9 protein-coding genes and 2 pseudogenes are annotated in these 11,254 nt (G+C 70.7%); 8 read left to right on the forward strand and 3 right to left on the reverse strand.

Annotation, left to right across the window (positions count from 1 at the left end; translation table 11 throughout):
- Positions 1-71: 71 nt before the first annotated feature.
- On the reverse strand, positions 72-2,120 hold the full coding sequence (locus ABTZ94_RS13000; RefSeq protein ID WP_351200442.1) for a bifunctional glycosyltransferase 87/phosphatase PAP2 family protein: 2,049 nt from the start codon (positions 2,118-2,120) through the stop codon (positions 72-74).
- A gap of 334 nt (positions 2,121-2,454) precedes the next feature.
- Between ABTZ94_RS13000 and ABTZ94_RS13005 the strand changes: the two genes are divergently transcribed.
- Positions 2,455-2,754: a hypothetical protein gene (locus tag ABTZ94_RS13005; protein WP_351200444.1), complete on the forward strand. Its 300-nt coding sequence runs from the start codon at positions 2,455-2,457 to the stop codon at positions 2,752-2,754.
- A gap of 120 nt (positions 2,755-2,874) precedes the next feature.
- A complete protein-coding gene (locus ABTZ94_RS13010; RefSeq protein ID WP_351200446.1) occupies positions 2,875-3,351 on the forward strand; it encodes a GNAT family N-acetyltransferase in 477 nt (158 codons plus the stop codon).
- Positions 3,352-3,399: 48 nt separating this feature from the next.
- Here ABTZ94_RS13010 and ABTZ94_RS13015 read toward each other — a convergent pair whose 3' ends face one another.
- On the reverse strand, positions 3,400-5,448 hold the full coding sequence (locus tag ABTZ94_RS13015; RefSeq protein ID WP_351200448.1) for an MFS transporter: 2,049 nt from the start codon (positions 5,446-5,448) through the stop codon (positions 3,400-3,402).
- Between the two features lie 205 nt (positions 5,449-5,653).
- On the opposite strand from ABTZ94_RS13015, the gene ABTZ94_RS13020 reads away from it, so the two are divergent.
- Both ABTZ94_RS13020 and ABTZ94_RS13025 read left to right on the forward strand, forming a co-directional pair.
- Positions 5,654-6,715, forward strand: a complete 1,062-nt coding sequence (locus ABTZ94_RS13020; protein ID WP_502967233.1) for a peptidoglycan-binding domain-containing protein — start codon at positions 5,654-5,656, stop codon at positions 6,713-6,715.
- A gap of 165 nt (positions 6,716-6,880) precedes the next feature.
- Positions 6,881-7,543: an HAD-IA family hydrolase gene (locus ABTZ94_RS13025; RefSeq protein ID WP_351200452.1), complete on the forward strand. Its 663-nt coding sequence runs from the start codon at positions 6,881-6,883 to the stop codon at positions 7,541-7,543.
- Between the two features lie 41 nt (positions 7,544-7,584).
- On the opposite strand, the gene ABTZ94_RS13030 is transcribed toward ABTZ94_RS13025, so the two are convergent.
- Positions 7,585-8,319: an ABC transporter permease gene (locus ABTZ94_RS13030; protein WP_351200454.1), complete on the reverse strand. Its 735-nt coding sequence runs from the start codon at positions 8,317-8,319 to the stop codon at positions 7,585-7,587.
- A gap of 267 nt (positions 8,320-8,586) precedes the next feature.
- Between ABTZ94_RS13030 and ABTZ94_RS13035 the strand changes: the two genes are divergently transcribed.
- From ABTZ94_RS13035 to ABTZ94_RS13050, 4 genes and pseudogenes are all read left to right on the forward strand, one after another.
- Positions 8,587-9,231 carry an HNH endonuclease family protein gene (locus ABTZ94_RS13035; protein WP_351200456.1) on the forward strand — a complete coding sequence of 215 codons (645 nt, stop codon included), beginning with the start codon at positions 8,587-8,589 and terminating at the stop codon, positions 9,229-9,231.
- Between the two features lie 104 nt (positions 9,232-9,335).
- A pseudogene (locus tag ABTZ94_RS13040) lies at positions 9,336-10,158 on the forward strand (alkaline phosphatase D family protein); the annotation flags it as partial.
- Between the two features lie 83 nt (positions 10,159-10,241).
- A complete protein-coding gene (locus tag ABTZ94_RS13045) occupies positions 10,242-10,697 on the forward strand; it encodes a DoxX family protein (protein ID WP_351200458.1) in 456 nt (151 codons plus the stop codon).
- Positions 10,698-10,939: 242 nt separating this feature from the next.
- Positions 10,940-11,254, forward strand: a pseudogene (locus ABTZ94_RS13050) (hypothetical protein); the annotation flags it as partial.

The raw sequence follows: 11,254 nt of genomic DNA on the forward strand, positions 1-11,254 counted from the left end.
CGAAGGGGTGCCGGGACGATGTGTTCGTCCCGGCACCCCTTCGCCCCTCGCAGGGCCATACACCTGGGCCTCTAGTGCTGCTTGCTGCCCACCGCATCGTCGGTCGATCTCGGACCCGGCACGGACACCACAATCTCGTCCCGCGGCTTCGCCGCCGCAGGCACGGCCGGCAGCTGCAGCCTCCGCGGCCCCGACAGTACGTAGGTCAGCCCGAAGCCGAGCGCGACGACGGCCGCGCCGCCCACCGCGTCCAGCACCCAGTGATTGGCCGTGGCCACGATCGCGGAGACCGTGAACAGCGGGTGCAGCAGCCCCAGCGCCTTCATCCACATCTTCGGGGCCAGCATGACGATGACCACACCGCACCAGAGCGACCAGCCGAAGTGCAGCGAGGGCATCGCCGCGTACTGATTGGTCATCGAGGTCAGCGTTCCGTAGTCCGGCTTCGCGAAGTCCTGGACGCCATGGACCGTGTCGATGAAACCGAGCCCCGGCATCAGCCGCGGCGGGGCCAGCGGGTAGAGCCAGAAGCCGACCAGCGCGAGGATCGTGGCGAAGCCGATGGAGCTGCGGACCCAGCGGTAGTCCGCGGGACGTCGTATGTACAGCACACCGAGGATCGTCAGCGGCACGATGAAGTGGAACGTCGAGTAGTAGTAGTCGAAGAAGTCCCTCAGCCAGGTGACCTCGACGACCGCGTGGTTGGCCCAGTGCTCGATGTCGATGTGCAGCCACTGTTCGAGGGAGTGGATCTGACGGCCGTGGTGTTCGGCGGTGGCACGTCCTGCCGTCGCCGCGAGCCTGACATGTGCGTACGCGGAGTACACGACCCTGATCAGGAGCAGTTCCAGCAGCAGATTGGGCCGGCTGAGCACCCGCCGCCAGAACGGCAGCAGAGGGATGCGGCTCCAGCGGGCCGCGACCGGGGCCGCGTAGTCCGTGGGGATCGGCTGTTGCCAGTACGGCGAGGTGCGCGGCAGGAACGGTGCGGCGCAGGCCGCGCCGAGCGCCGCGATCAGCAGCACGTTGTCGCGTACGGGGAAGACCACCGCCAAGTTCGGCAGCAGCATCTTCCCCGGCAGGGTGAGCACGAGCACCACGACCGTCGGCCACACCAGCCGGTCGGAGGCCCGCTTGCCGACGCGGCCGACCACAGCGAGCAGCACCCACAGCAGTTGGTGCTGCCAGGCGGTCGGTGAGACGGCGACGGCGACGCAGCCGGTCACGGCGACGGCGAGCAGCAACTGCCCGTCGTGCGCGTACCGTACGGCGCGGCGCAGTCCGAGGTAGCAGACGGTGGCCGCCAGCACCACGAACAGCGCGATTTCGAGCGGGCCCTCCAGGCCGAATCGGAGCAGCGCGCCGTGCAGGGACTGGTTGGCCAGGCTGTCCGCGTTGTCGCCGAGCCCGGCGCCCGCGACATGGTGCACCCAGTAGGTCCACGAGTCGTGCGGCATCGCGGCCCAGGCCAGCGCGGTGCAGGCGGCGAACGCGGCGCCGCCGGTAACCGCCGCCCGCCGGCGGCCGGTGAGCCAGAGCAGGACCGCGAAGAGCAGCACGGTCGGCTGGAGCGCGGCCGCGAGCCCGATCAGGAGGCCCGAGGCGCGTTCCCCGCGGACCGTGAAACAGGCCAGCAGCACCAGCAGGACCGGCAGGATGCTGGTCTGCCCCAGGTGGAGTGCGTTACGGACCGGCAGGGAGAGCATCAGCAGGCTGATCGCGACGGGGGCGGCCAGCAGTGAGGTGCGGCGGGTGACCGGGCCCGGCAGCGCGCGGGCGGCGATGATGCCGAGGGCCGCGACGAGCAGCAGCGAACCGAAGGTCCAGGCGACGCCCAGGCTCTGTTCGGCGGTCCGGGTCAGTGGCTTCAGCACCAGTCCGGCGAACGGGGTGCCGGTGAACCGGTCGCTGTCGTACAGCGAGCCCGTCACATGCAGGACACCGTTCTCACCGATCCAGGTCTCCAGATCGGCCAGCCGTTCGCCCGGCGGCTGCCGTAGCACCACCGCCATCTGCCGTACAGCCAGTGCGGCCACGACCAGCCAGAGCAGAGCCCGGGCAGCCCCGGTCCTCGCCCCCGTCGCCGTACTTCCGCGCACACTGTGCTCCACATTCGCCACGCTGCGCCGACCCTCCCGCCGTTTCTGTGCCCGTCCCTCGACCTGGGCGTGCTGGGAAACCTTCGCATTGCACTATGAGGTAGACACAATCAACCCCCCCTTCGCCTGACTGTCATCCTCCTTTTTTCCGAAAGAATGACCGAAAGACCTACCAATGCGGGCCTCGGCGCCGGAACCGGATCGGTGGTTCCCATGTCCTCTGCCGTGTTCGTCGATCGAGGGGGAGCCCCGATGCGGCTGTCGAAGCTCGCCTCGACACCGCAGCAGCCGGGCCTGTAGTCCTGGCGGGCGCACCGGATGGAGCCGCCCCCGGTTGGTACGGGACGGCACTGGGGTGCTGGAGGCGGTGACGGGCGGGAAGCCGGTGTTCGTCACCGCGATCGAGCAGTCGTTGCCACACCCGGAGCGGATCGACGGCGATCATGAACTGCGCGCGGCCGAGGCCGACACCCCGTACCCGGCCACGGTGTACACGGACAGGCTGCTGACCATGGGCGGCGTCCCCGTCTGGGTGCCGGCGCTGCTCGGGGCCGTACTGGCGGCGGCCGCGACGGTGCTGCTGGTGCTGCGGGTCCGACGGCAGCGGCCGGTGGTGCCTCCGCCGCCGGTCGTGGTTCCGCCGTCGCTGCGGTGAGCGCCGGGGCCGCTTGCCGCAATCCGAACGCTTGCGTATGCCACCGATCCGTTCGTTCCTCCTGGCCGGTCCGGCAAATCTGTTTGCTCCTCTGATCGTGATCACGTCAGGATGACCGGCATGACGTGGACCGTGGCCCCCGACCCCTTCGACTCCCCCGACGCCGCGCTGCTGCGTCGCGACTATTACGACGAGGTCGCCAGCCGCTACTGGGGGCGGCCCGCGACCGCCGAGGAGATCGACGAGGGGCTCACCGACGACGGCGCCGACCGGCTCTCCCCGCCCACCGGCCAGTTTCTCGTCGGCCGGTTCGAGGGGAAGCCTGCCGCCTGCGCCGGGCTGCTGGTGGTGGACGCGGACATCGCGGAGCTGACCCGGGTGTTCGTACGCCCCGAATACCGCGGCACGGGCGGCGGCGGGCTGCTCCTGGCGGCCGTCGAGAGCGCGGCGCGCGCCTTCGGCGTACGCACGGTCAGGCTGGACACCCGCAATGACCTGGTCGAGGCACGGGGGCTGTACGCCAAGCACGGCTATCGGGAGGTTCCGGCGTTCCACCGACGGCAGTACGCGGAGCACTGGTTCGCCAAGGCGCTGTAGGCGGAGCACTGGTTCGCCATGGAACGCAGGAGGTGCCCACGGGGCGGCTCACCCGGCTCCGGCCGCGTGGTCCCGTCTCGGCTCGGGGCTGTGGGGCCGTTCCTTGCGCGACCCGTTCGTCTCGGCGGTCAGCTCCGCCACGAGTTTGACGAGATCGGTCGGCCGTTTTGGCCCCCACCAGTCGCCCAGCAGCTCGGCCATCGACTCCTCACGGGCCTTCGCGAGCTTCACCACCACCTCCGCACCGGCCTCGGTGAGCACCAGCTGTACGCCTTCGCGCCGGACCAGTCCGCGCTCCTCCAGCTGACGCGCGGCCTCGCTGACCACCCGCAGCGGCACCGGGGCGACCTCGGCGAGCATGGCCGGTTCGACCGTGCCGTGCCGGGCTATGCGCAGCAGCATCCAGCTCGCCGCGGGCAGCAGGTCGTACCCCGCCCTCTTGGTGATCTTCTCGTAGACCTGGCGGCGCCCCGCGCGGGTGGCGAGCACCGACAGGGCCCTGGCGCATTCGTCGTACGAGGACCGCTCGACCGGGTTCGACGCCAGGGTCTCGGTGGGCTCCGGGGCGGTCACCGAGCCGCGCAGCTTGTCCTCCTTGAGGAACCACGCGAAGACGAAGGCGACCAGGACGACGGGTGCCGCGTACACGAACACATCGGTGATCGAGGTCGAGTACGCGTGGAGCACCGCGGGCCGCAACGCGGGCGGCAGCCGGCCGATGGCGCGTGGGTCGGCGGCCAGCCCCTCGGCACTGACCCCGGGGGGCAGTGAGAGGCCGGTGAGCGCCGCGGCCAGTTTGTCGGTGAGCCGGTTCGTGAAGATCGTGCCGAAGACCGCGACGCCGAACGAGGCGCCGATGGAGCGGAAGAAGGTGGCTCCGGACGTGGCGACGCCGAGATCCTCGTACCTGACGGCGTTCTGCACGACCAGCACCAGGACCTGCATCACCAGGCCGAGGCCGGCGCCGAAGACGAAGAAGTAGATGCTCATCTCCCAGGTGCTGCTGGTCTCCGTGAGCCGGTGCAGGAGCTGCAGTCCGATCGCGGTGATGCCGGTGCCCGCGACCGGGAAGACCTTCCAGCGGCCGGTGCGGCTGACGATCTGCCCGGACACGGTCGAGGTGAGGAGCAGACCGAGCACCATCGGGAGCATGTGCACACCGGACATCGTCGGCGTGATGTTGTGCACCACCTGCAGGAAGGTCGGCAGATAGGTCATCGCGCCGAACATCGCGAAGCCCACGACGAAGCTGATGACGGCGACGAGAGTGAAGGTCCTGATCCGGAACAGCTTCAGCGGAATGACGGGCTCCGCGGCGCGGCGCTCCACGTACACGAAGGCGATCAGCAGCAGCACGCTCAGGACGGCGAGACCGATGATCTGCGCCGAGTCCCAGGCCCAGGTGGTGCCGCCGAGCGAGGCGACGAGGACCAGGCAAGTGGCGACGGAGGCGATGAGGAAGGTGCCGAGGTAGTCGATGGTGTGCTGTGTACCGCGGACCGGGATGTGCAGCACGGCGGCGATCACGAGCAGCGCGACGACGCCGATCGGCAGGTTGACGTAGAAGACCCAGCGCCAGCTGAGATGCTCGGTGAAGAAGCCGCCGAGGAGTGGCCCAAGGACGCTCGTCGCGCCGAAGACCGCTCCGAACAGGCCTTGGTACTTGCCTCGTTCGCGCGGCGCGGCGATATCGCCGACGATCGCCATCGAGAGCACGATGAGGCCGCCGCCACCGAGGCCCTGAAGGGCCCGGAAGCCGATGAGCTGCGGCATGTTCCGGGCGACGCCGCAGAGCGCCGAGCCGATGAGGAAGATGACGATGGCGGTCTGGAAGAGCTTCTTGCGCCCGTACTGGTCGCCGAGTTTGCCCCAGAGCGGGGTCGCAGCGGTCGCCGCCAGCAGATAGGCCGTGACCACCCAGGAGAGGTGTTCCAGACCGCCGAGGTCGCTGACGATGGTCGGCAGCGCGGTGGAGACGATGGTCTGGTCGAGTGCGGCCAGAAGCATGCCGAGAAGCAGCGCACCGATGGCCACCATGACCGGGCGCATGGAGCGGTCCTTACCGGCCGGGGCCGGAGGGCTCAGGTGCTGGGCCATAGAACGTCTCCTCGGGTCCGCTACATCCCCATCCTGGCTGTTCCGCACGGTTATGGCCTGCCGAGCGGGACTCGGCCGGGACCTGCGTGAACGGGCCCCTGGGGTGTCGAAGCGGATTCATACCGGGTACCGCATTTCGGTACGGCATTGGGCATCCCGGCAGCGGGCTGCATAATCGCAGGCAGTTCAAGGGGAGGGGCCCACAATGACCGGACATATGTGCCCGGAGTGCGGTATGGACAGCAGGCCGGACGAGAGGCAGGGGCCTGATGCGGGTCCGGGCGGAAGGCCCGGGACAGGCCCTGGGTGTGTGTGCAGGGAGCGGGCGGCACAGCGGGTCGCCGAGCAGCACCGGGCCGCCGAGCAGCAGCGGGCCGAGCGGTCGGCGGCCGACTTGGCTGAGATCGCGGCGGCGGAGGACTTCGATCCGCTACGGATCCGGCCGTACGTGACGCTGGGGGGCGACGAGACACCGGCCGCCGACAACGAGGAGCACCACCGACCGGCAGGGGACGCGGCCACGACGATGCCGCTCTTTCTCGGCCCCGCGACGGCAGACCCGCTGCCGGACGCCGTCGAGCCGGCCGCAGCCCCCGGCGCCACGGCCTTCGCACCGGCCTTCGCACCGGACGATGATCCCGTTCAGCCGCGCCGCCGACGGCCCTTCGCGGCACTCGCCGTAGGAGCGGCCGTGGCCGCGGTGGTGGGCACGGCAGCGTTCGTGGGCGGGCTGTTCGACGGAAGCGGCAACGGGGACGTCGACGGGGAACAGGCCCTGCCGAGCACAGTGGCGAGCTCCCCGGCGGAGGAGACGGCTTCAGCCTCCGCATCACCCTCCCCCTCCCCCTCCCCCTCACCCTCCGGGCCTGCCTCCACGCCCCCGACCACGTCGGCCTCCGTGTCCCCCTCGGCGAGCACCTCGCCGCCCCCCTCCGCATCCGCCGCCTCGCCGTCGGCCTCCGCCGCCTCGCCCCCCGCGCCCACGCCGCAGGCGAGCCGTTCGGCGCCGACCGCACCGCCCCCTTCACTCACCGGCCCCGCACTGCGCCGCGGCGACCAGGGGCCCGCGGTGGCAGAGCTGCAACGCCGACTGGAGGAGATCTGGCTGTTCCACGGGCGGGACGACGGCGACTTCACGGGCCAGGTCGAGCACGCCGTAAGCGTCTACCAGTCGTACAAGTCCATCGAGGGCGATCCGTCAGGGGTGTACGGACCCCATACGCGCCGCGCCCTGGAGGCGGAGACGACGGGCCGGGGACGCTCCTGACCACTCGGCCCGGCACCCCCGCCCGGAAAGGGATTGGCTTTCCCGGACAGGTTTTTGTATCGTGATGGAACAAAGTAGCCTCCGCCCACCACTCCCTGACCGGTGGGCGAGGCTGCTTGTTCTCTTTCCCGCGTCATCGCCTCCCCCGCGCTCTGGAGCCCGCCCATGCCGGCCACCGTCCTCACAGCCCGCGCCCTCCTTCTGGACATGGACGGCACCCTCGTGAACTCCGACGCCGTCGTGGAGCGCTGCTGGCGGCGCTGGGCACTGCAGGAGGGGCTCGACCCGGAGGCCGCACTCAAGGTGGTTCACGGGCGACAGGGGTACGCCACGATGGCGGTGCTCCTCCCGGACCGCCCGATGGAGCAGAACTACGCGGACAACCGGGTGATGCTCGCCGAGGAGACCGCCGACACCGACGGCGTCGCCCCGATCGCGGGCGCACCCGCCTTCATGGACGCGATCGCCGGGCTCCCGCACGCCCTGGTCACCTCGGCCGACGAGGCGCTGGCCCGGGCCCGGATGACCGCGTCGGGCCTTCGGATGCCGGTCACCCGCGTCACCGCCGAGAGCGTCGGCGCGAGCAAGCCGGACCCCGAGGGCTTCCTCAAGGGAGCGGCCGAGCTGGGCTTCGCCCCGGCGGACTGTGTCGTCTTCGAGGACTCCGAGGCGGGCATCGCGGCCGGCCGGGCTGCGGGCATGCGTGTCGTGGGCGTCGGCCCGCGGGCCGCAGCGCTCTCGCCCGACGCGCACGTCGAGGACTTGACGCAGCTCCGGGTGGAAGTGGCGGCCGACGGTTCGATCCGGCTGCACATCAGCGCGCGCTAGTTGCATTGCCCCGGCGGGCCCAGGTCCGCCGGCAGCGGGCCTCAGTCCCGGTTCAGCCGCCCCCGCGCCACCAGTTCGAGCACGACCGCGACGGCCACCGCCTGAACGGCTATCAGCGCCACCAGTACGAACAGCTGCACGGCCCCCGCCTGGACCGGTGAGGCGCCACCGAGCAGCATGCCCACAAAGGCACCCGGCAAGGTGACGAGCCCCACCGTCCGCGTCTGATCGAGCCCCGGCAGCAGCGCATCCGCCGCCGCGGGCCGGGCGATCTCCAGCCTCGCGTCACGGTCGAGCAGCCCGAGCGCCATACCGGCCTCCACCTCCCCGCGCCGGGTCGTCAACTCGTCCAGCGCCCGCCGCCCGCCGAGCACGGTCGCCGTCAGCGCACCCCCGATGAGGATGCCGGTCACCGGGATCAGCGCGATGCCCCGGACCGGGACGAGTCCGGTGAGCAGCAGCAGGGCGACCACCGGCGCGACCCCCGCCCCGATCGGCAGAGCGGCCCACCACCAGGTGCGATTGCGGGTGATCCGGCGGCCCGCGGTCCGTACTGCCACGGCGTACATCAGCGCCACGAACGCGAGCAGTGGCGGCAGCGAACGGACCACCCAGCCGATGAGCAGGGAAACCGCGGCAAGTTGGACCGCGGCCCGCAGCCCGGCCAGCAGGATCTCGCGCGACCGGCCGAGCGAGGCCAGGGCGGCGACGGTGGCTGCCGCCGCGAGCAGCAGGGCGAGCACGACCCCGAGCGTGATGTTCACCGGTAGCAGCACCCCGTAACCCTATGGCCGGCCCGGCTCGGACCACCTGCGCGAATCGGCCCACCCCGCCGCCGCGTTGTCGGTGCCTCTGCACGTACGCCCGCGCAGATGCGGACGTACGCCCCCATGCCCCAGCCCTGTTCGTCAGAACTCTTGATGTGACGTGCCCATGTCGCCACTCTGTTACCTGGCGCCCACCCCACGGAAACCTGGCGCCGCCACGATGGCCGTGCCCCACGGGCCGCCCCTCCAAGGTCCCCCCACATCAAGGGAGTTCACATGTCAGGTGTCTACGCGCGTCGCATCGCTGTCGTCGCCGCATCCGCCGCCCTAGCCGCAACCACCGGACTGCTCACCGCCCCCACCGCCCAGGCGGCCATGCCCACCCCGGTCTCGGCATCGACCGCCCGTACCTATCTGAGCGGGCTGACCGTCTCCCCGGAGGGCTCGTCGACCGGCTACAGCCGCGACAAGTTCCCGCACTGGATCACCCAGTCGGGCACCTGCAACACCCGTGAGGTCGTCCTCAAGCGGGACGGCACGAACGTGACGCAGGACTCCAGCTGCGCGGCCGTCAACGGCAGTTGGTACTCGGAGTACGACGGCGCCACCTGGACCGCCGCATCCGATCTGGACATCGACCACGTGGTCCCGCTCGCCGAGGCCTGGCGATCGGGAGCCAGCAGCTGGACAACTGCCCAACGGCAGGCGTACGCCAACGATCTGACGCGCCCGCAGCTCATCGCGGTCACGGACAATGTCAACCAGTCCAAGGGCGACCAGGACCCGGCCACCTGGCTGCCCTCACGCACCGCGTACCGGTGCACGTACGTGCGCGCCTGGGTGCATGTGAAGCACTACTACAACCTGAGCGTCGACTCGGCCGAGAAGAGCGCCCTGCAGTCCGTACTGAACGGCTGCTGAACGACACGGCGAAGACCACGCCGGGCAACCGCGCCCGGCCCCCCGCCGAAGAGCCGGGAGTCGCTGAGCGGAACCGGCCCGCCCTCTCCCGTCGTTCCGTACCGTACGGAGCCGTGCACGCCGCATGGCTCCGTACGCTGCGCCGCTTCGCCGCCGAGTCGGACGCCGAACCGACCCGTACGCGCGGGAGCCACCGGCGTGTTTTCGGCCGAGTACGGCTGCTGATGGCGGACACCCGCGCGACCCGCGAGCTCGACGAGCAGCGGCGGTCGATGCTCGACGCCGATGAGGCGCGCCGGGTGCGTGAGAAGGCCCTTGCCGACCCCGGTTCGCACGACCGTCTCCTGATCGGCGCCTCGCCGCCGTGGCTCCTGCCGCCGCTTGTCCACGACGCGGAGCAGTGGACCGCCGCGCTGTGCCGTGGCGGGCGCGGCGGGCCCGAGGGGCGCTGGGTGCGCTTCGGCGAGAAGCTGCGCCCAGCGCTCCGACCTTGAACGTTGGGCGGCCTTTCCCGGCTTCTTCCGGGAGCTGACCGAGCTGATCCGGCAGGCGGGCCGGGGTCTGGACGCTCCGGCGACCATATGCGTGCTGTCGGGCGATGCGCACCATGTGTACATCGCGGATCCCGCATGGCCCGCCGGGGGTGCCCGGCAACGCCCCCGAGGCGCGCGCCCTTCGGCTGACCTGCTCCCCTTGGCACAACTCGATCCCCGGCGCCCGCGTCTGCGGCCGGCGGCCGGCGGCCGACGCGACGCGGGCTAAAACAAGGTGCCGGCCCAGCGGTTGTGAACCCTGCATGGCCGGAAAGCTGCGCCGACATTGGTTCAGGCCAAGGCGACGAAGAAAAGTGCGCAGCTGGAGCCGGTGCCGGCCCAGCCTCTGACCGGCAACCGTGGGACGACTTTCAGCCAGTCGATAGAATGTTGAACTTGCAAGCATTGGTGAGGTTTCCCTAACCTGGGGCACTCAATCGGTTCACGTCCCCACCAGACCGAAGGAGCTCTCCCCCCATGTACACACGTCTGAACCAGGCTCAGCCCTATGCCCTCGGCCTGTTCCGGATCGTCGTAGGCCTGCTTTTCGCCTGCCACGGCGCCGCCTCCCTCTTCGGCGTCCTCGGCGGCGCGATGGGCGGTGGCTCCATACCCGCCGGAACCTGGCCCGGCTGGTACGCGGCGGTCATCCAGCTCGTCGGCGGGAGCCTGGTGGCGCTCGGCCTCGGCACCCGCATCGCCGCCCTGATCTCCTCCGGCTCCATGGCGTACGCGTACTTCAAGGTCCACCAGCCCGAGGCGCTCTTCCCGCTGCAGAACGGCGGTGAGCCCTCGGCCGTCTTCTGCTGGGTGTTCCTCCTGCTGGTCTTCACCGGCCCCGGCGCGCTGGCTCTGGACCGGCTGTTCAGCCGGGGCGGCGCGGAGAGCGGCGAGGACTGCGCACGCGAACAGGCACCGGCCGTTACGGTCTGACGGCTGTGGCTTGCGTGACGGCCACAGCGGCCCGATCCGCACGAACCGGCTCTTCCGCCCACGGGCCATTCCTCGTACGCCCGGAACCTGCGCTTCCCATTCCGGGCGTACGTGAGCTTTCCAACATCGTCCGTATTTGTAGATCAACGGACGAGCCTCAGGCGTACGCTGTACAGCTGGCCCTGCCGCTCCTGCCGCTCCCCTGCGACGTCGCGGCGTTGTTCCTGATCGGGGAGTAGTAGGTGCTTGAGAGTGTGGGTGCGCTGACCGGCAGCCCATGGATCTACGCCGTGGTCGCCATCTCGGTGCTCCTGGACGTCTTTCTGCCCGTGCTGCCCAGTGGAGTCCTGGTGATCGCCGCTGCCACGGCAGCCACCGCCGGTTCGACGACCGTCGCAGGTGCGACCTCCGCTACGCGCGCCGCCGAGCAAGTGCCTGAGGTCCCCTCCCTCCTCGCCCTGATCCTGTGCGCGGCCACCGCCTCGGTACTCGGCGACCTCGTCGCGTACCGGCTGGCCTGGCGCGGCGGCGAGCGCCTGGACCGGGCCACAGCCCGG

The sequence above is a fragment of the Streptomyces sp. NPDC002785 genome, assembly GCF_040295565.1.
In the GTDB taxonomy this organism is placed as follows: Bacteria; Actinomycetota; Actinomycetes; order Streptomycetales; family Streptomycetaceae; genus Streptomyces.

Excerpts from the sequence above, each read along its gene's own strand:
- ABTZ94_RS13010 (WP_351200446.1), top strand. The coding sequence starts at position 2,875 with ATGACGTGGACCGTGGCCCCCGACCCCTTCGACTCCCCCGACGCCGCG.
- ABTZ94_RS13015 (WP_351200448.1), bottom strand. The coding sequence starts at position 5,448 with ATGGCCCAGCACCTGAGCCCTCCGGCCCCGGCCGGTAAGGACCGCTCC.
- ABTZ94_RS13020 (WP_502967233.1), top strand. The coding sequence starts at position 5,654 with ATGACCGGACATATGTGCCCGGAGTGCGGTATGGACAGCAGGCCGGAC.
- ABTZ94_RS13025 (WP_351200452.1), top strand. The coding sequence starts at position 6,881 with ATGCCGGCCACCGTCCTCACAGCCCGCGCCCTCCTTCTGGACATGGAC.
- ABTZ94_RS13035 (WP_351200456.1), top strand. The coding sequence starts at position 8,587 with ATGTCAGGTGTCTACGCGCGTCGCATCGCTGTCGTCGCCGCATCCGCC.
- ABTZ94_RS13045 (WP_351200458.1), top strand. The coding sequence starts at position 10,242 with ATGTACACACGTCTGAACCAGGCTCAGCCCTATGCCCTCGGCCTGTTC.